Raw genomic sequence first — 18690 nt, forward strand, 5'->3', positions numbered from 1 at the left:
CTCGAAAAACAAGTATGGATCTCGAAAATAGGAAGAATCGTCTTCTATCTATTGAAAGAACCATCGGTTCATTGGCCGCCACCAGTTGAAAAATAAAAAAGCCCTGCTTAGAGCAGAGCTTGTGTACATAAAGTCCATATTGTGATTTGATGAAAGGTCAGCAATCGCCATTTAACCAGGAATTCTTAGAATGGAATACGTTCCGAATGAATCTTGTAACCATACTCTGCAGCCCATGAGACGAGTCCATTCCAGAACTGTTCGCACGCATCAATAATTCGATCCGGTTCAGACAACTGACCAGACATGACCATATTGGCGACCGCGTCATAGCCATCTGGGCGCTCTGGCAGCTCCAATGATTCTGGAAGTACCCTAGCTCCTGTCGAGTACAGCTTCCGATTGTGAAGACCGATTAACATGGCGCCGTATTTGGCAAATTGCATAGCTAAGTAAGGAAGATAGCTTTGTGTGCCGGTTCGATTTGCATTCCGGAGCTTTCCAATGAACTCATACATTTCTCCCACGAGCACTTCATTAATTGAATTAGAGAAATCAACACTTGAGGGTGAATGTGCCGCTTCCTTCAGCTTAGAAAAAAATCCATCCGGATCGTACAGACTTAGCGGTGAGAAGAATGGCCCGTGTGTTAATGGCCAGTCCCCTTCCACTGTGGCAGCATCGTTTAGAACCACACTCGCACTTCGAACATTCACTTCGGCCTTCCAAGGCCCCGATGACCATTCGTAACTGAAGTCTACCTCATCGTCAGCGTCTTTCAGCACACAGAACATCTCAATGTCCGAGTAAGGGCCGTCCGTGCCTCGGGATACGGAGCCGTACACCCCGATTGCAATAATTTGCTCGCCGTATACCTCCTGCAAACGGTCGGCGATCTCATAACAGGTTGCCAGTCTTTCTTGTCTTGAAATTTCAACAGGTCCATTCATGTTCATTTGCGTATCTCTCCCTTGGACTGTGTAATTGCAATGAGTGGATACAGTTCATGAATGGCGGGCCACGGGCTTAACGAGGTACTTTCTTCGCGTGCATAGGAACCCCTCCTCTTAATCCTACCGATTGTCCACGGAATAAATGTTCTTCCCCTATCTTATCAAACCTCTAGGCTGACTAATTGGATGTAGATATGCAACAAAACACAATAGCGCCTCAATCTTCACGTATTTATCTTAGGATGGAGGTGCTTTTAGCTATCATATCTAGCTATTGTCATTGCTTTAAGCCTTTCTAACCTACTCCTATACCTGATAAAATATTCGCTCCCCTGCTAAGAATGGCAAACAATGATCAACACAAAACTTCGGCATTTTCTCCCGCATCCAATTATGTACGGACTCGTTCCCCATTTGAAACGCGTAATATCCGATAATCGAAATCAGCATCATGCCTTCGATGAGAACAAGCTCGTCCGCAGCTTTGTTCGCAGTTCCGTAATATCCCTCTAGGAATATATCTCTGTGTGCTGCGGGAGCCATCATCGCCCCCATGGCGATGTCTGTCCAATCGTATCCTGGGCCGAAGAATCCGAAGTCAATGAAGCTTAATTGTCCTTTAGGAGAAATAATCATATTACCAAAACCTAAATCACCGTGAATAAGTCCCCATCTATCCTCGGTTCCGAATTGCTCAAGTTTATCGTTGATAAGATGAATGCATTTCTCGATGATCGCGACATCTGAAGGCACAAATAAACCGAGTTCCAACCCTTTATGTATTGTTGAAATTAAGCCAACATTATATGCAATCCCTTGCTCTGGTCGATTCTTTACCCGATCGCGCGGATACTGACGGTAAAATCCATGGAGTTCAGCAACTTGAGATCCGAGCAGCTTGACCAATTCTGGCTTCTGAACGTCTTCTTTCTGAAGATCCCTGCCTTCCAGCCATGTTAGAACCGAACAGTTCAATCGCTGCCCTTCATGTTCGATGACGGTAATCAATTCCCCATCTCGATTGCGCAGCGGCGATTGCACCAGCAGGCTGCTCTCCTTCGCCAAGGCTTCCAGCATGAGCAGTTCACCTAGCAAACCTTCATAAGTATGTTGCAAGCCTGTCATACTTTCTTTAAACGGCTGATGAACACGTAGGACATAAGTTCTGCCGTCAGCGTCGCTCACTTTATATGTCCGATTCTCATTATGCCTCAGGAAAATGATCTCAGGCTTTTGGAAGCGAAAACAGTGTAAAATGTGATGTAATTGTTCATCTGTCATCTTCAATATTTCCTCTCATTGTTAAAAATGTAGACATGTCTGAAATACTATATAGTTAGTCTACTTCCTAATGTTGGGATTGTCTACGACAGGGGTGAAATGGATCGATTCAAAAGCGGCCATGCTCGAAATTGGTACGAACAGCAATTAGAAAGAATGAGCAAAGGGAAACGTCCATCCCGATTATCGTGTTTGGTTATCATTATTGAAGTATTTTATGGAAGAGGAACACGGACAATCGCCTTCAGCACCAACCAAGTGACACATGCTGAAGACGTTTGCCCATATCGACGTGTATGCATGAGGCGGGCAAAGCGATTCACAGATTATCCAGAAACAGCATGCTGCATTGCTCCATACGAGCTTATTTTATGCAGCTAGTAAGGCTTCGAAATGATGGAACATCTGCTTATAAGCCCGCTGCTTCTGTTTATAACGCATCTGATTCGACCTAGAGTACATATTTAATACAGGAACGAGATCCTGTTCTCCCTGCACAAGTCTCAATACCTCATTGACTTCTCCATTGACAAATGCAATAGCGAGTGCCCGTATGTGGCTTTGAGCTTCCACATTATCTGGCAGGGCCGCTTCTTCCATGTATTCATCTCCCTTCACATCAAGCAGCACCTTCCGTGCTCGATGATATGCAGCCTTCACCGCCCCTTCCGTTGTCTTCAGCTTATTTGCAGTGTCAGCAACAGAATACCCGAGTACGCTGCGCATAAGGAGGACGGTTCTTTGCAGAGGAGACAAGTGTGTCATCATATATTGGAAGGCGGCTTCGATGTCAATTGTACTATTCTCTTGTATAGGATCATTGTGTTCTTGAGATTGAAGCTGCTGCTTTACCAGAATTTGATCCAATCGATGTCTTCGGCGCACTTGGTCAATCCAAGCGTTCTTGGCTGTACGCAGCAGCAGCGCTTCAGGATTGTTGTGTTCTATCTCCTTGTTACGGGCTAGAATCTTGACCCACGTATCCTGTACGAGATCCTCAGAATCCCATTTGGAATGTGTGAGAGAGAGGCAATATCTGTTCAGTACGTCGTTCAACTGCTCCAGATTAGGTTGTTCGACGCTCTGCACTTGATCTAGATTGGTCATCCTTCACAGTCAACTCCTTCATTCGCTCGTTCTCGCTTTCTCTTCATCAGCCTTCTTCATCCCTAACATGAATCGTTCATGGCGGCAATTATTTATCTTCTAATCAGTAAACGAACGAAGCATGCATTGCGTTACGCAACCTTGTGAAAAAAACTTTTGTCCTCTGAAGCGTATCTTCTGCTGCGATCCATTCGTTTTCTGAATATTCCACAGTGGAAAAACAGAGGAGGTATTACCATGTCCAACTATATCCCATATGTTGTTGAGCAAACGAGTCGAGGCGAACGCTCCTACGACATCTATTCCCGATTGTTGAAGGATCGAATTGTTTTTGTCGGTTATGAAATTAATGATAGTCTGGCCAATAGTGTTGTTGCGCAACTCCTTCTTCTTGCAGCAGAGGATTCAGACAAAGACATTTATATGTACATCAATAGTCCAGGAGGCTCGGTCACTGCAGGATTTGGCATCTATGACACAATGCAATACATTAAGCCGCAGGTTCATACCATCTGTACAGGATTAGCCGCCTCCTATGGCTCGATTCTGCTGTTAGCTGGAGCCAAGGGCAAGCGCTTTGCACTACCCAATAGCGAAATCATGATTCATCAACCCCATGGAGGCGCTCAAGGACAGGCAAGCGACATTGCCATCAGCGCCAAACGCATTCTCAAGATGCGTGAGAGACTTGTGCAATTAATGGCTGGCCATACTGGTCAGCCCGTCGAACGAATTGAGAAAGACATGGATCGCGACTACTTTATGACTGCAGAAGAAGCGCTGGAATATGGGATTATTGACAAGATACTCAAGTAGTACGTGACATAAAGCGATCAAGCTGCTATCCATGTGCATTAGTCAGCTTGATCGCTTATGATCTGCTTTCTTTATTAAATCTAGCCAATCGACATGCTTGTAATTCCTCCAATTGCACTTTATCAATAATTTCCTTAGCAGCGAGTCAGCTGATAAGCGAAGCTAATATGATGGCGGAATGCATGACGGCAAGATACAACCCCTTCTTAGATTCGTGATATCCGATTATCGGATACCCATCCCCAGGCAGGCCTCAAGCTAACCTCGATGCTTCTCAGATGAAGCTCTTCCCCACCTTTTATCGTATGGCGATGCGTCTCATAAGCGCGATGGACAAGTTTCGTTGGAAATGAATTCCCTTGAACTTATTATAGGAATCATGCATGTAAGCAGTCAACGGATGGACTACGAGGCGATTCGAATGATGAAACTTGCCCCAGGCTTACAAATTCGTAATGATATTGAAAGCTTGATCGATAGGTAGAGCCAAGTTCTTATTGTATGATTTATGTATCAGAACAAGACAAGAACAATAACTACTAGAGGTGAACATAAATGAAAGAAAATAAAGTAATATCGGCATTATCGTACTGGAGCGTTCTCTTTGCGCCTATCTTATTCCCTGTTTTAGCCTGGATTGTTGGAGATTCGGTAACAAGAAGCCATGCCAAACGTGCGCTATGGACTCACCTTATTCCAAGTATCGCGGTCATTATTGCGGTAATGTTGTTTGGCTTAATTGGGGTTAGTGTACGCGACATTGGCGTCGCATGGGGAATCGGTGCAATTATCGCATTTTGTATATGCGGAGTGATAAGTGTGTACTACTTTGTATGGAATATTATCAAAGGGATTCAGGTTATCAATTCTTAATTCATTTCGAATAAGATTCTTCTTCCCTGCATGACTTGAAATTATATACGCCACACAAAGGTACCTCTTTCGAAATGGGATAGAGGTACTTTTTGTGGCGTATCCTATTTATATTCAAATGATAGCATTTCCCTTAATTCTCTACAAATTTCCCCGACATTCATATTGGAACGAAGGCTCAGTCTGTATAAAATAACCATTTCTAACCCTAGCGACCCAGTTCTGGAACAACTCTTTCCATTCTACAGTTCCGAAGAAATCATTGAGCGGCTTCGTCGAATCCCATTCGATAATAAAATAAGGTTGAACTAAGGGATTCCAGATTCCGATACTGTTTACTCCCTTTTCCTTAATCAACAGCATAGGCAATCCGTATAGATACGCCATAGAAGGTTCAATTTGCAAGAACGGTGCTCCCTCCCAAGACGGCGCTGGTGGTTGTGAGCCAGTATTGGTCTGCGTATACATTGCGAACACCTGCTGCAAATTAGTGGCGATGAAACCGTAGCTGGATAGGATCATACGGCGTACACTCGTTAAAGTTTTCTCCGGGTACTGTTCTGTATCGGGCAGCGTACGAGGAAAGAGAAGCGCGTTCTGAATCTCTGTAATTAAGCGACTTAAAAATCTCAACTGTGTATTATTTAGTGTGCTAGGATGGCTGAGAAATACAGGAACACGGAATGCCATATCAGCAGTACTTTGCAATATTTCCATCGAGCTGTTGCAGTGGTCATCTTCAAACCCATGATTGCACAAAATTACCCCCCCTATCATTACAATTATATGAAATGATCATGAAAGATGACGCGGTCAACCAGCTAGAAATAGAGGTGAAATACGCCTGTTTTGCATGTGCTGTCCAGGTTCAAGACATAATTTCATTATTCTTTTTTCAAAATTATTAAGCAATAAGCCGTTATTTTCCGATAGATAACATGAAAGCAAATTACTAATTACATGCAAAATGATGGAGGGTTACATAGATGCGTATTGAATCTTATTATCGAATCCCGCCTACCGCGAAGCGATCCAAAGCACAATCTGAGCCGTTATTTGCGGACACAATGAAGGAAATTCAAAAGCAGGAATCAGATGAAAAAGAGAACAAAAAAGGAAAACTCGTAACGGCCCGTGAAGACGGCTATATTCGGCAATATCTCGTCAGACCAGACGGCAGCAAAGTATTGTTAGGCGAAACAAAACAGACTTTTGGTGAATTCATTGGCAATGCTGAGTCGTCCGTAGCTCAACAGCCGGTTAACAATCTATCCAGCAATTCCAGTCAAAGTACGCAAGATATGATGGCATTATTGAATTTCTATGCTGGAGCAGTAATTACGTCACCAGTGAATCAACAGCAGCTAAATGCTTTGAAGGATTAGAAGTGAATTCACAAACGAACAGAGGGATACTCACTCCCTCTGTTCAACTACTTCCCCATTTTCCATATGGACCTACAATGATGGTTTCATCACTCATTTCCACTTTACCCTATATTGCTTCCCATTCCTGTGTTTTCTCTTCCTCTTATTACAAACAATTGATCTGCTAGGAACAAGCTCCCGGGTTGACGGGAATAATGGCGCCCTATACAATGTAGAGAATTACAACCGTATACTTCTTCGTATAACTTTGGAAATATGGTCCAATCGTCTCTACCGAGCTGCCGTAAACAGTTTGACTACGAGGAAAAGAATGCTTGCTATGTGGAATCGGATTGAGCGCTAACTCTTCTATCTATCATGGACAGGCTGTTCTTGCTCCTTAACGTCAAACTTTAGTTATCAGAACTAAAGTTTTTTTGTATTTATATGGGTGCTTTATCCCCACACTATTCATACAACGAGAAAAGGAATGTGATTTCGAATGAATTGGAGCAAGCAGCATTGGAACAATCGAATTGCCGCAGCGGGCAGAATGAAGTCTGCTGATCTTGTCATTACGAACGGAAAGATCGTTGACGTCTTCAATCTAGAAATTATGGAAGGTGATGTCGCGATTGTAGATGGCATTATCGTAGGAATTGGCGGCAGCTATGAAGGAGATCGCGTCATCGATGCGAAAGGCCGCTATATTGCACCCTCTTTCATCGATACGCACGTTCACATTGAATCTGCTATGGTTACGCCATCCGAATTCGCTCGTGTTGTACTTCCGCATGGAGTTACGACGGTCATTACAGATCCCCACGAGATTGCAAATGTTGCGGGAGCGGATGGCATTCAATATATGCTCGATGCCTCTGAAAATCTGCCGCTGGACGTCTTTGTCATGCTCCCATCGTGTGTTCCTTGTACGCCATTCGAGCATGCCGGAGCGAAGCTGGATGCTGCCAGTCTGGAACCCTTCTACACTCACCCACGCGTCCTAGGATTGGCGGAAGTGATGGATTACCCTTCTGTACGCCGTGGTGATGCGGATATGGTGGACAAGTTGTTATCATCGCATCGGCACGGCAAGCTGATTGACGGCCATGGTGCTGGATTAGATGAAGAAGCTATCAATGTGTACCGAGCTGTAGGCATTCGCAATGACCATGAATGTGTGACAGCTGAGGAAGCAAAGGCAAGACTGCGCAGAGGCATGTATGTCATGCTGCGCGAGGGATCGGTTGCGAAGGATGTTGAGGCGCTCATCCCGGCTGTTACAGCGAGCAATGCCCGCCGCTGTGTGTTCTGTACCGACGATAAGCACTTGGATGAGCTGCTCCATGAGGGCAGCGTTGATCATAATGCACGCCTTGCTATTCGATACGGTCTTGATCCGCTGCAAGCGATTCAGATGGCTTCTCTGAATGCAGCTGAATGCTTCGGCTTGCATGCGAAGGGTGCGATTGCCCCAGGGTACGAGGCAGATCTGTTATTGTTGGATGACCTGCAGGAACTGACGATTGCTCAGGTGTACAAAGGCGGAAGCTTAGTCGGCGAGAATGGCCAGTATACAGGGCCGAAGATCCAAGCAGCTGATATCCCTGCCCCTTTATTGAGGACCGTACATCTGTCTGAGATTACGGAGCATGATCTGCAAATTGAACTGGGTGAAACAGAACGACACTGCCACATTATCGGTATTAATCCGAATAGTCTAATCACGACACATCTTATCGAGGAAGTAGACGTAGCGAATGGGTACTTCTGCCCTTCTACCAAGAAGGATCAATTGAAGATCGCCGTGTTCGAGCGACATCACCATACTGGCTGTGTTGGACTAGGCATTGTGAAGGGATTTGGCATACAATCCGGAGCGATTGCCTCTACCGTAGCACATGATTCGCACAATTTAGTTGTAGCCGGAAGCAATGATCAGGATATGCTGACAGCTGTTCAGGCGCTGCGTGACATAGAGGGCGGCTTGGTTGTAGTAAGCCAGGGCGAAGTTCTCGCATCCATCGAGCTTCCACTGGCAGGATTGATGGCGAAGGGCGAATATACGGAGGTACTTGATCGGATGGAGCGTCTCAATGATGCATTGGCACACATTGGAGCTTCTCAGGAGTTCAATCCTTTTGTCACCTTGTCATTCCTCTGCTTGCCGGTTATTCCGGAACTGAAGCTGACCGATATGGGCTTGTTTGATTTTACTAGCTTTACGCATATTCCAGTGTCCGCTCATTCATAAATCAATCTGATATTACCATCCCATTCCTACACGTTTTGACCTGCAAATAAGAGAATGGATGCTGCTCTATCACATAAGGAGGAGCAATATGTTGCGAAGAAAGTTAATCGCTGAAATCGCGGATCGAATCGTAGATTTGAGATTAGACCATCCGATTCGTGTGGGGATTAGTGGAATCACTGCATCTGGGAAGACAACACTTGCAAATGAGCTAGCTGAGGAACTTCAATGTAGGCAGAGGCGCGTGATTACGCGGATATCATTGTGATCAATAACGATACTAGCAATCCTTACGTGGTTGCATGAACCGAAGAGGGCGGCTCTCGTGTGTAGAATGAGGCCGCCCTCTTCGATTTATTTATGAAGCTCGTAATAGATCTCTTCTGCCTGCTGGAAATCAACATTATTTTTATCAAAATCGGCATATTTATGAGCGATCACGAACCCGCATTGCTCAACGATGCTATCGAATTCATTCGGTTGATAAAGTCTTAAATGAAAATCCTCGTATTCGGTACGTACAGATCTATTATCGATATACAACTCATAGGAAATCATCGAGTACAAAATTTGTTGATCCGTATCGTAAGCATGCTTGCTTCGCAGTGCTACTTCTACGGAGTCCTTCCCTACCCTCCTGCCTTCCTCGAACGCTGCCAATTCGAATTGCTGTTGATTCATGCTAGTTTCTCCAATTCCACGATAAGGAAGGTCGGATTCAACACTTAACACGATGCGACCTGTCGGAGTTAGACAATTCTTCATAACTTGGAGAGCCTTGATTACCTCGTCCCGATCCGTTAATAAGGAAAATGATCCGGCTGCAATAAAGATTAAATCATACTTCGCAATCGACGTATCAAAGTTGTTGAAATCACATATATCAATGCGTGTACTGAAGCCTAATGATGTGAGCTTCTCTATACATCTATGTATCATATCCGCAGACAAATCGAATCCATCGATCTGATAACCTTGTTCAAGAAATGGGACTAGAAAACGGCCTGACCCGCACATAGGCTCTAATATTCTCATAGTCTTATCGGCATAAGACATCCAGAAGTCCATTTGTTCCTTCGGTGCCTCTGGCTTATCCAAATCGTAAAATAAGGAGCATAACTCTCCATAATATTGCTTCTCCATACTCTATTCCCCCTGAGCAGTTGATTTTTGGACTGGGACATAAATATCCATGACGACATTGCGATGTCCGTGGCAGCGTTCATCATAAAATTCAAAATCGAGCTTGGATTCATCGTATACATATTCACTGTTCGGGAACCATTCCTCGAAAATGTAGGTCCAGGTTGCTTGAACGGCCGCAGCTAGCGGATCTGCATCATAAGCTGCATCGCTTCCGAAATAATCGACTGGCGGTGTTGTGAAGACGGCATAATGTGCCTCAGGAACTTCGACAGTTATCATGTCGGGAGTAACCTTGCTATAATCTTTAACGATAACGCCAAATAAATAGACAATATTCCCTTCATCTGATGCGGGGATACAGATTCCTACCTCGCCGTGCTCCGGCGGAGTTAATTGCTCATACATCTTACTTTCCAAATTGTCTCCGATATACATATCCCAATAGGCTGCGATGTCTTTCGTATACCCGTTCGCCAGATTCGTGTAAATGCCATAGCCAGCTACTTTGAATTCGGATTTCGTTACAAAAATAGGGTGCATTCTGTCTCCCTCCAAATGAATGTATAGATTGCTTGAATGCCATGCTTTGAACTTAGTAAGATAGACGGTCGGACTGTAGCCAAATTCTTTGCGGAAGGCTTTGGAAAAACCGCTTGCTGTTTCGAACCCGTAATCTAGGGCAATATCAATAATTTTACGGTTCGTGAGCAGCGCTCTCCTTGCCTGAATCAATCTTTTCTTACGCACAAAATCCATCAGAGGCATACCTTGGTGGACGCTGAATACTCTGCAAAAATGATATACCGAGTATCCGATATGCTCTGCAATTTCAATGGCAGTAAGCTCTCTGGTTAGATTTGTTTCGATATACTCGATACTGCGCTGAATATCGTCCTTGTAATCCAATGCAAAATCTGTCCTTTCCTCTAGCAGTGGTTCGTTGTTACCTTTATTGTATCTGTTCTGTGGGATAGATGCTGTTCCAATCTTGCTAAAGGCTTGTATGTTTGCAAAAAAAGAAATGTCCTCAAGCTTGCGTATCATTGATACGACAAAACCTGAAGACATGTGAACGTCGAATTACAGTCAAGTGAACCGTGATGAAGAGCCTAAAACAATACAGGCAAGCTCGCAAGTGAACGCATTGAGTCCTTGTTATAGGTCAGATGCTCGGGATCAATTGCCAGGCGCAGATTAGGCAGTCGTCGCAGCAGTGTGCGGAAAGCAACCTGACCTTCCAATCGGGCCAATGGGGCGCCTAAGCAGTGATGAATTCCCTTGCCAAAGGTTAAGTGCTCATTCTCTTCACGCGTAATGTTCAGAGTACCGGGATTTGCAAACTTATGCGGATCAAAATTGGCTCCGTTCAGCGTAATCACAATCATTTCGCCTTTGCGGATCGTCTGGCCGTGAAGCACTATATCTTCGCCCGCAATTCGGCTGCCAAGCAAGACTGGACCAGCGAAACGCAATAATTCCTCCACTGCGGAAGGCACCAAAGAGGAATCGTTCTGGAGCAGACGCATCTGATCAGGGTGCTGAAGCAGAGCCAGCGTGCCGTTGGCGATCAGATTGAATGTCGTCTCATGTCCGGCGGAGATAAGCAGCCATATGGTCGATAGGAGCTCATTCTCGCTTAAATGATCACCTTCGTCATAGGCCTGAACGAGACTGCTGATTACATCGTTCCCAGGATGTTTGCGTTTCTCGACTAGAAGTAATTGAATATATTGAATAAATTCATTCAGTGTGGCAACAACCGCCTCACTTTCCTTCGGATCCAGTGAGGCTTGCCCAAGTGTACGCGTCCATTCTCGAAATTGACTTCGCTCAGCGACGGGAATGCCAAGCATTTCCGAAATGACGGTGATAGGAAGCGGATAGGCAAAATCCGATACAAGATCCATCTTTCCCTGCTCCTGCACAGCATCCAGCAATTCATCGGCAATCTGCTGAATACGGGGATGTAGCTCCTCAATCATGTTGGGGGTGAAGGCTCTGGATACCAGCCTGCGCAGCCTGGTATGATCGGGCGGATCAACAGTGAGCATATTCGGCATGTTGATCACCCATTCCATCAAGGCATTCACGGATGCGTTCTCCTCTATGGGTTGTTCCCTTGGTGTCAGCTTGCGGATGTCTTTGATGAAGCGCGGGTCTTTCAATATTGCAACAACATCATCGTGGCGAAATGCGAGCCATGCTTCCCCCATGCCAAAAAAATTATCAAGGCGGTACAGCGGTTCCTGCTGCTCATAAAATTTCGCATAAAATGAGACGACATCGTGCATTGGTTCCGTAGAGATAAAATCGTCACTCGTTAATCTCTTCATATTTTCGCTCCTTTTCACATTCGCCGTTTCCATAATCATTGGGTCATGCATTCGTGTCAGTCGTGTCCGATGCAATTCCATGACGGATCATGCAGCAGAAGCTTTTCATCTCATCAAGCAAGACATCAAGGCATTCTTCCTCAATGTTATCAATATCCTTGAGCTCCTCAATAAACTTCCTTTGGAAATGCTCTAGCGTAATCTTGATTAGCTCAAAAGCTTGCTTGCGCGGAACGCCTTCTCGCAGCTGAACTTTTTCAAATAATCGTTCCCACTCTTGATACCTGAGGGCAATTGCGTGCCCATACTTCAGCTCAATGTCTTCTTTCAGTTCATCAGGCATCAAATAGAAAGCCTCGTACACCAATTTGTACTCATTCGCGTGTTTACGAAAGTAATTGAGTTTTAAGCGGCTTATCGTATCTATAGCCTCAAAAAAATCCTCGTTATCGAGTATGTAGTCCGCTCGAATTTTGCTTGATAACTTTTCAATGCAATGATCCAATAAGCTGAAATACAGCTTCTTCTTGCTGGTGAAATGATGAAATATTAAAGCCTTCGATGTGCCGGCTGCTTCAGCCAGCATCCCGGTCGAAGTGTTTTTATAACCATTGCTCGCGAATACGGATATGCAGGCCCTCAACACTTTTTCTCTTTCGTAGAGCCTTACAGGCAAAGCTTCTCCTCCTTCACTTTTTACTAACCTTTCGGTCAGTATCGATCATATGATGAAACGATCCAAATATGCCGCCCTCATCCTTTTTCATTATGAAATTAATCTCAAGACAAAAAGAGTTCAAGCCAATCCCCTCTAGGGAGACTGGCTTGAACATCTAAACATAAAATACGAGTGTAAACACCCGATTACTTCGTTTATTATTTCAGCAGAAATAGAATTACATGATTGTACTCGAAATCGATATAAAAGCTTAACCCGATGGATCATTTTTTAGTTCTAGATGCAGCAATGGAAAAGGTCGGCCTGTTCCATCGAGAGCTGAACGCCCTATCTATACGTACGAAGCCATATGTCTACTAATTGTTCATGGCATTTCGCATCATACGCGACAATTGGGTACCTCATTATCGACTCTCCCATGTATGGCTCGCTACCTGGCCTGATCATCTGCATACCGGCCAGAACGACCATTTATTCAAAAAATTCACTTGGATACTGCACAACCCCGGAAGCGTGATTCAGAGCGTGCTCTTGCAGCTCCAATGCCATAAATACCTCGTCAGGCACTTCAAAAGGTGGTTGTATCCCCCATATTGAGGCTTTCTTGAAGCCGAACTTCGGATAATACTGAGGATGACCCAATACGATCACAGAACTGTATTCCAACTGTACAGCTAGTTGCAGTGCATCGCGGATCAGCTTCTCTCCAATTCCGAGAGCTTGGTATTCCGGTAACACGGATACGGGAGCCAAGACGAGTGAATCTACGGTGTGCTGATCTCCACGAATTGTTATTCGAGATAACAGGATGTGACCGACGATACGATCACTGAGAACAGCGACTAAGGATAACTCCGGAATGAATGCGTCGGATTGCCGGATACGGGATACTAATTCATGTTCCTTTTGATCACTGAATTCCAATGAGTCGAATGCCTGTTTCACAACGGATTCAGTCACTTGGTAGTCTGCTTGTGTTTCTTTTCGAATGATGATGTTCATGTTTTCTCCTTCTTGATATATCATAATGTTTTCTTATTCATGAAATCAAATGTATCGTTGCCGCATGAGTGGCAGCCTCGGTGCTTGAGCTGCTCTATCGTTGCGATATCACATTGGCAGCCAACCGTGATCTTGTTCCCGCACTGTTTACATTTGTACGTACGCATCGTCTGCCTCACTTCACCTGTGTATAATGCATCCTCAAATGTCCCTGAGCAATCCGGTATGGTACGCTCAGTCGTTTTGAGAATGATCATCTGGCTCCGATTCGCGATAATCTCTGCTCCTTCGTATTCATTAAATCGCGGCATTGTTGCACTGGTCGTCACCCCCATTCTTAGGAACTCACGCTGCATCGTAAACATGTAATCAGGTGACTTATGTGCGAAGGATAAGAAAATTGGCAAGCCTTTTCTCTTCCGCAGTGCGCTAATACCTCGAGATACGAAGAGGCTCATCCCCTGCAGCGTATACGGGGGATCTGTGAAGAAACAATCGAACTTCCCTTGCAAGTTTGCCGGCAGTGGTTCTCTTAAATCGTGATAGATGCATTGAATCGGCAATCGTTTTTGCTGTGCCACATCATGAATGTAATGTAAAAATCGCTCATCCATGTCAACGACATGCACTGCTGTTTTGGAATGTCTCCTATTAGGGAATAGAGCTTGAAGCAGCAGTCCAATTGATACGCTAACCAAATCGTCGTCGCCCACACACATAATCTGTTTCCCAATTAAGAATTGCTGCTTCAAACAAAGCACTGCTCTGCGTAAGCTAGTCTCCGGTGTACATTTGGATTGATCGATCCGAGTATCGGCCTGTGGACGATACTTCATGATTTCCCGCAAATCGGCTAATACATGATCCAGATCGGGATGAATCCCATTTTCGAGAGACATCAGCTCTTGATAAAGGTTTCTTTGGATTCCACGATACCCCCATTGTTCCTCAACCCATGCTTTCCCTTTCACGGTACAGCGTGCTCCTTTATCCTGAACAATGGCTCCGACCTTGATAAGTTCCCGTTTAACGGCAGCAGCAGTTGGTATCGGAATAAGAGCTTTCCGGGCCAATTCTTTGGTAGAGATTCCAGGGTTCAAATAACATTCCAACAAGAGCTGCTCAATGACAGTGATCCCTTCTTCCAAGCGTACGCCTTCATTTGCGATATCGATAAAATTGCGCATTCGGTAATTCCTCCTTGTTGGCGGAATGACGCTCATTCATGTCACATAAAAAAGGCGCAGAATGAACAAACGTCATTCTACGCCCTTCTTGATTGATGCCTAAATAAGCCCCCAAATAAAGCAAAAATCCGTGCTTCAAGAAGCACGGATGCGGGTTCAATAAATAGGCATACTTATGACCTAAGGCAAGTATGATATCCGTTGTTCTTAACTAATTCCGAGGGTACGCAAAGCCACAGCAAATAAATATTGCTAAGCAGCAACACTTCTCACTGGCATTACATATTCCTCACTATGGAATTTGATTAGTTAAGAACGACCGCCAACATCAACATCTCTCCCTAGAAAATTTATGCATTTATCGTAACACCTTGTAATTGTACATGTCAAGTTACTGATTGTACTCTCTATCACGTCCCGCAATAAGTTCGGTAAGGACGGGAAGGCGTAGGCGGCAATTCGCAGTATTCATCCTGATCCGCAGAGTACGCAAATGGATTAGCGAGAACATCCAACAGCCGCTTCATCACGCTGAAATCCCCTTCTTGCGACGCTGCATCCAAAGCTTCTTCAACTCGATGATTGCGCGGTATGACGGCTGGATTGCTGCTGCGCATAAGCTGAAGTGACTGTTCCTTGGATTGCGGTTGTTTGGCTAGTCTTGCTTGCCATTGCTTATGCCATTGTCCATACTCGGTGCTAGCGAATAAAGATGACTCTTTCTCGCCCGTATTGAGGGTCAATGCACGGAACGTATTGGTATAATCAGCATGATGCTTCTGCATCAGATTCAGCAGGTCGTTAATCAAGGCTTCATCGTGCTCTTCTTCATTGAATATGCCTAACTTTGCTCTCATTCCAGCCAGCCAGTGACTATGATACAGCTCAAAGTATTCATTCAGGGCATCCTCGGCCACTTCCACGGCCTTCAACTCGTTGTCATGCAGCAGCGGCAAGATGGATTCCGCGAACCGGGCAAGGTTCCACCCGCCAATATTCGGCTGATTGCCATATGCATAGCGGCCTTCTCGATCAATAGAACTGAAGACGGTATCTGGATTGTACGCATCCATGAAGGCGCAAGGGCCATAATCAATCGTTTCACCGCTAATCGCCATATTGTCCGTATTCATGACTCCGTGAATGAATCCGACAAGCTGCCATTTAGCGATGAGCGATGCCTGGCGCTTTATAACCTCTTTGAGCAGGATCAAATATCGGTTGTCACTGTTGTCTGCTGCTCCTGGGAAGTGCCTGTTCAGCGTATAATCAGCCAAAGTATGCAAATCCTCGGCACCGCACCAATTGGATACGTATTGAAATGTCCCGACTCGTATATGACTCGCAGCGATACGAGTGAGTATCGCGCCCGGTAGCTCTGATTCACGTATGACTCCTTGACCGGTGGACACTACCGCTAAGCTGCGTGTCGTTGGAATGCCAAGACCGTACATCGCTTCACTGATGATGTATTCTCGCAGCATCGGCCCGAGGGCGGCTCGACCATCACCACCTCGTGAATATGGGGTTCTGCCGGGGCCTTTCAATTGAATATCGAATCGTTCATCCGTAGGCGTAATATGTTCGCCAAGCAGAATTGCTCTTCCGTCCCCCAGCATATTGAAATACCCGAATTGATGTCCAGCATAAGCTTGGGCGAGCGGCAGCGCCCCTTCTGGAATCGTATTGCCGGCAAGCGTAGCTACGCCATACTCGCTTCTTAATGCTTCTGCACTCAATCCGAGGGAGGCTGCGAGTGATTCATTCAAAACACGAAGTTCCGGCGCTCGGACAGGAGTTGGATTCAGCTTGGAGTAAAATGAATGTGGAAGACGGGAGTAACTGTTGTCAAAGTTCCATCCTGCGTCTAAATTAGAAGGTTTCTCGTCCATTGTATCTCCTTTTCATTCCTGCTATTTCGTATGTATCGTGCTGTTAGGGTTTGCTAACGTATATTTATTATACCTGTTCAGGTAAGCATGCGGCCAAGGTAAAGATAGATAAATCACCGAAATTACGCATTACCCTTCTCTATTCTTCTATTGATGGTGATAAGTTCTGTATAAATTAGCTTGCAAATAACTGAAGAATCTCAGCAATAGTGGGAGCAAGCTGGCGATTGCCATTCTTGATTGCAGTGAAAGTAGGCACTGCCTGCTTCAATAAGTTATAGCTATAGTAATAATAACTAAAGAACGGAATTGGATCATATCCAGGCGGTTCACCTTCCTCCCACTGTTCCTCATCCTCTTCCTCGCTCTCCGGCCATAAGTACTTTTCTTCTAGTAAGTCTTCCATCTTGTCAACCGCTTGCCCCACCTCCATGTCTTGAAAGGCTAATGCGGAGGCAACAGCCGGGTAAGGCGTCATTTCGTTTTCCGTAATTTGTTCTGGTTGGCTAGCTCGATCCGCCAGCTTCTGCAGCAACACAAGCAGTACCCATGGCGTTACCTGCCACAATGTCCCCTGATGCTCGATTAAATTAGCCAATTCATGATATTGTCCTTCTTCAATCAGTTGAGGAATGTCCGTTCCCCTTCCATAAGCGGTTGTCATTCGCTGCCATGGAATACAGTCTAATGAGGCAAGCTTGCTATTCATCGCATTCTCTCCAATCAAGTGTATGTATTTCCCTCGATATACCCTTGGTTCGCCTTCACGCTTTGCTTATTTCTCTTGATTGTTCAAGTATTCTCGATATAACCATAGTGCTTCATCCAATTGATCTTCGCTTTCCAATAATACCATCACTGCATACGAGATCATGTCTACCCATTCATCCATTTTTTGAACTTGTTCTTGGGAAAGCAGGCCATTGCTCTGCAGCATGCCGTCAGGATATAAAGCCCATGCTCGGGATAGCTGACAGATGCTCCAGAAGCACGATATCAAGATTCTGTTTACTTGCGGCTTCGCGAACTCATCAGCCAGAACTTCAATGATCTTCATCAGCTCGTGGAAATTATCTTCAATCAATTCACCGCGAAAAGGTCTCAGCATGCCCAAAAATCCATTCGACATTTTTTCGTGTTCGAAATCGTCATGATGGAAAGCATGGCATTTAAGAAGAAATAGCGCCTCGTCTTTCGTCATCTCATCTCCTCCTTTCTGAAAAAAGTTAGGTTCAATAGAAGCACTGTTACTACCTACAAAGAGTTTTCTCCCGTTATCTTACAGTTCTCGATAACCAGCCATAAATTGATCTCGTCGTAGTCTACGACGAACCCTTCTATACAGTAGCTTGGATATAAATATTGTGCAGGCGTTAGTTCTCTTAGTTTATTATAATCTGTTACGGCATAAGCATCATCGCTCAAACGGATGATCGCTCCTTGCGGATAAAACATCGCAATTTCCCCGCTTACCGGACTCCCTGGGGGATACTGCTTCTTCGTTATCTTCCATGCCGCTAGGTTAGGCTCAATCGCTTGCTGCCACTCGATTTCAAATTGTTCCTTCGTAATGATACGATCACCCGCCTCAATAACTACTTCTTGATCGCACAACACAAAATCGGGCGCAGTGGAGACCTCGCTATGTAAATCGCCATGTTTGCTTATTTGTCGATAAGCTGTTCCGTTCTCGTCAATCTCAAAATAGTACATTTCGTCTTCCTCGACCCCGGCAGCTTCAATATATATCATTGTTATTCCCTCCTACTAGTCTGCGATGCTAGAAAGTCTACCGTGCTG

19 protein-coding genes and 1 riboswitch are annotated in these 18690 nt (G+C 45.0%); of the genes, 5 read left to right on the forward strand and 14 right to left on the reverse strand.

What is annotated here, in order from left to right:
• Positions 1 to 185: 185 nt before the first annotated feature.
• The 3 genes from BLS15_RS17275 to BLS15_RS17285 all read right to left on the reverse strand — a co-directional run bounded on the left by BLS15_RS17275 (position 186) and on the right by BLS15_RS17285 (position 3341).
• A complete protein-coding gene (locus tag BLS15_RS17275; protein ID WP_028532770.1) occupies positions 186 to 956 on the reverse strand; it encodes an ANT(4')-I family aminoglycoside nucleotidyltransferase in 771 nt (256 codons plus the stop codon).
• A 303-nt stretch (positions 957 to 1259) separates the two neighbouring features.
• Positions 1260 to 2234 (reverse strand): phosphotransferase enzyme family protein, encoded by a 975-nt coding sequence (locus BLS15_RS17280; RefSeq protein ID WP_021255591.1) that lies wholly within the window; start codon positions 2232 to 2234, stop codon positions 1260 to 1262.
• A gap of 369 nt (positions 2235 to 2603) precedes the next feature.
• Positions 2604 to 3341 (reverse strand): RNA polymerase sigma factor, encoded by a 738-nt coding sequence (locus BLS15_RS17285; protein WP_021255590.1) that lies wholly within the window; start codon positions 3339 to 3341, stop codon positions 2604 to 2606.
• A 237-nt stretch (positions 3342 to 3578) separates the two neighbouring features.
• Between BLS15_RS17285 and clpP the strand changes: the two genes are divergently transcribed.
• Positions 3579 to 4157, forward strand: a complete 579-nt coding sequence (gene clpP, locus BLS15_RS17290) for an ATP-dependent Clp endopeptidase proteolytic subunit ClpP (RefSeq protein WP_021255589.1) — start codon at positions 3579 to 3581, stop codon at positions 4155 to 4157.
• A 555-nt stretch (positions 4158 to 4712) separates the two neighbouring features.
• Positions 4713 to 5030: a magnetosome magnetite crystal formation protein family gene (locus BLS15_RS17295; RefSeq protein ID WP_021255588.1), complete on the forward strand. Its 318-nt coding sequence runs from the start codon at positions 4713 to 4715 to the stop codon at positions 5028 to 5030.
• Between the two features lie 141 nt (positions 5031 to 5171).
• Here BLS15_RS17295 and BLS15_RS17300 read toward each other — a convergent pair whose 3' ends face one another.
• Positions 5172 to 5789 (reverse strand): hypothetical protein, encoded by a 618-nt coding sequence (locus BLS15_RS17300; RefSeq protein ID WP_021255587.1) that lies wholly within the window; start codon positions 5787 to 5789, stop codon positions 5172 to 5174.
• A gap of 227 nt (positions 5790 to 6016) precedes the next feature.
• On the opposite strand from BLS15_RS17300, the gene BLS15_RS17305 reads away from it, so the two are divergent.
• From BLS15_RS17305 to BLS15_RS17315, 3 genes are all read left to right on the forward strand, one after another.
• Positions 6017 to 6415, forward strand: coding sequence for a hypothetical protein (locus BLS15_RS17305; RefSeq protein ID WP_028532769.1), 399 nt, complete (start codon positions 6017 to 6019; stop codon positions 6413 to 6415).
• A gap of 220 nt (positions 6416 to 6635) precedes the next feature.
• Positions 6636 to 6737, forward strand: a riboswitch (purine riboswitch).
• Positions 6738 to 6899: 162 nt separating this feature from the next.
• On the forward strand, positions 6900 to 8651 hold the full coding sequence (gene ade, locus BLS15_RS17310) for an adenine deaminase (protein WP_021255585.1): 1752 nt from the start codon (positions 6900 to 6902) through the stop codon (positions 8649 to 8651).
• Between the two features lie 88 nt (positions 8652 to 8739).
• On the forward strand, positions 8740 to 8919 hold the full coding sequence (locus tag BLS15_RS17315; RefSeq protein ID WP_021255584.1) for a nucleoside/nucleotide kinase family protein: 180 nt from the start codon (positions 8740 to 8742) through the stop codon (positions 8917 to 8919).
• A gap of 86 nt (positions 8920 to 9005) precedes the next feature.
• Here BLS15_RS17315 and BLS15_RS17320 read toward each other — a convergent pair whose 3' ends face one another.
• From BLS15_RS17320 to BLS15_RS17365, 10 genes are all read right to left on the reverse strand, one after another.
• The gene (locus tag BLS15_RS17320; protein ID WP_081819910.1) at positions 9006 to 9794 is read right to left on the reverse strand and encodes a class I SAM-dependent methyltransferase; all 789 of its coding nucleotides are present in this window, start codon (positions 9792 to 9794) and stop codon (positions 9006 to 9008) included.
• A gap of 3 nt (positions 9795 to 9797) precedes the next feature.
• Complete coding sequence (locus BLS15_RS17325; RefSeq protein WP_231515131.1) at positions 9798 to 10841, reverse strand: AraC family transcriptional regulator; 1044 nt, start codon at positions 10839 to 10841, stop codon at positions 9798 to 9800.
• A gap of 65 nt (positions 10842 to 10906) precedes the next feature.
• Entirely contained in the window at positions 10907 to 12130 is a 1224-nt protein-coding gene (locus tag BLS15_RS17330; protein ID WP_021255581.1) for a cytochrome P450 family protein, read from the reverse strand.
• Between the two features lie 43 nt (positions 12131 to 12173).
• Positions 12174 to 12806: a TetR/AcrR family transcriptional regulator gene (locus tag BLS15_RS17335; RefSeq protein ID WP_021255580.1), complete on the reverse strand. Its 633-nt coding sequence runs from the start codon at positions 12804 to 12806 to the stop codon at positions 12174 to 12176.
• 474 nt (positions 12807 to 13280) lie between these two features.
• Positions 13281 to 13811 carry a GNAT family N-acetyltransferase gene (locus BLS15_RS17340; RefSeq protein WP_028532766.1) on the reverse strand — a complete coding sequence of 177 codons (531 nt, stop codon included), beginning with the start codon at positions 13809 to 13811 and terminating at the stop codon, positions 13281 to 13283.
• A 20-nt stretch (positions 13812 to 13831) separates the two neighbouring features.
• A complete protein-coding gene (locus BLS15_RS17345) occupies positions 13832 to 14998 on the reverse strand; it encodes a bis-aminopropyl spermidine synthase family protein (protein ID WP_021255578.1) in 1167 nt (388 codons plus the stop codon).
• Positions 14999 to 15408: 410 nt separating this feature from the next.
• Positions 15409 to 16890 carry a protein adenylyltransferase SelO gene (locus tag BLS15_RS17350; protein ID WP_021255577.1) on the reverse strand — a complete coding sequence of 494 codons (1482 nt, stop codon included), beginning with the start codon at positions 16888 to 16890 and terminating at the stop codon, positions 15409 to 15411.
• Between the two features lie 175 nt (positions 16891 to 17065).
• On the reverse strand, positions 17066 to 17599 hold the full coding sequence (locus BLS15_RS17355; protein WP_028532765.1) for a hypothetical protein: 534 nt from the start codon (positions 17597 to 17599) through the stop codon (positions 17066 to 17068).
• A gap of 66 nt (positions 17600 to 17665) precedes the next feature.
• Complete coding sequence (locus BLS15_RS17360; protein WP_021255575.1) at positions 17666 to 18091, reverse strand: hypothetical protein; 426 nt, start codon at positions 18089 to 18091, stop codon at positions 17666 to 17668.
• Positions 18092 to 18144: 53 nt separating this feature from the next.
• Positions 18145 to 18642: a hypothetical protein gene (locus BLS15_RS17365; protein WP_021255574.1), complete on the reverse strand. Its 498-nt coding sequence runs from the start codon at positions 18640 to 18642 to the stop codon at positions 18145 to 18147.
• Between the last annotated feature and the right edge of the window lie 48 nt (positions 18643 to 18690).

The sequence above is a fragment of the Paenibacillus sp. cl6col genome, from assembly GCF_900102125.1.
GTDB classification, from domain to species: Bacteria; Bacillota; Bacilli; order Paenibacillales; family Paenibacillaceae; genus Paenibacillus_B; species Paenibacillus_B suaedae.

What these genes read in the sequence shown, in the direction of transcription:
- BLS15_RS17345 (WP_021255578.1), bottom strand. Translation starts at nt 14,998, where the DNA reads ATGCGCAATTTTATCGATATCGCAAATGAAGGCGTACGCTTGGAAGAA.
- BLS15_RS17295 (WP_021255588.1), top strand. Translation starts at nt 4,713, where the DNA reads ATGAAAGAAAATAAAGTAATATCGGCATTATCGTACTGGAGCGTTCTC.
- BLS15_RS17350 (WP_021255577.1), bottom strand. Translation starts at nt 16,890, where the DNA reads ATGGACGAGAAACCTTCTAATTTAGACGCAGGATGGAACTTTGACAAC.
- BLS15_RS17330 (WP_021255581.1), bottom strand. Translation starts at nt 12,130, where the DNA reads ATGAAGAGATTAACGAGTGACGATTTTATCTCTACGGAACCAATGCAC.
- BLS15_RS17325 (WP_231515131.1), bottom strand. Translation starts at nt 10,841, where the DNA reads ATGATACGCAAGCTTGAGGACATTTCTTTTTTTGCAAACATACAAGCC.
- BLS15_RS17320 (WP_081819910.1), bottom strand. Translation starts at nt 9,794, where the DNA reads ATGGAGAAGCAATATTATGGAGAGTTATGCTCCTTATTTTACGATTTG.
- BLS15_RS17285 (WP_021255590.1), bottom strand. Translation starts at nt 3,341, where the DNA reads ATGACCAATCTAGATCAAGTGCAGAGCGTCGAACAACCTAATCTGGAG.
- BLS15_RS17315 (WP_021255584.1), top strand. Translation starts at nt 8,740, where the DNA reads ATGTTGCGAAGAAAGTTAATCGCTGAAATCGCGGATCGAATCGTAGAT.
- BLS15_RS17280 (WP_021255591.1), bottom strand. Translation starts at nt 2,234, where the DNA reads ATGACAGATGAACAATTACATCACATTTTACACTGTTTTCGCTTCCAA.
- BLS15_RS17365 (WP_021255574.1), bottom strand. Translation starts at nt 18,642, where the DNA reads ATGATATATATTGAAGCTGCCGGGGTCGAGGAAGACGAAATGTACTAT.
- BLS15_RS17275 (WP_028532770.1), bottom strand. Translation starts at nt 956, where the DNA reads ATGAACATGAATGGACCTGTTGAAATTTCAAGACAAGAAAGACTGGCA.
- BLS15_RS17305 (WP_028532769.1), top strand. Translation starts at nt 6,017, where the DNA reads ATGCGTATTGAATCTTATTATCGAATCCCGCCTACCGCGAAGCGATCC.
- BLS15_RS17355 (WP_028532765.1), bottom strand. Translation starts at nt 17,599, where the DNA reads ATGAATAGCAAGCTTGCCTCATTAGACTGTATTCCATGGCAGCGAATG.
- BLS15_RS17340 (WP_028532766.1), bottom strand. Translation starts at nt 13,811, where the DNA reads ATGAACATCATCATTCGAAAAGAAACACAAGCAGACTACCAAGTGACT.
- ade (WP_021255585.1), top strand. Translation starts at nt 6,900, where the DNA reads ATGAATTGGAGCAAGCAGCATTGGAACAATCGAATTGCCGCAGCGGGC.
- clpP (WP_021255589.1), top strand. Translation starts at nt 3,579, where the DNA reads ATGTCCAACTATATCCCATATGTTGTTGAGCAAACGAGTCGAGGCGAA.
- BLS15_RS17360 (WP_021255575.1), bottom strand. Translation starts at nt 18,091, where the DNA reads ATGACGAAAGACGAGGCGCTATTTCTTCTTAAATGCCATGCTTTCCAT.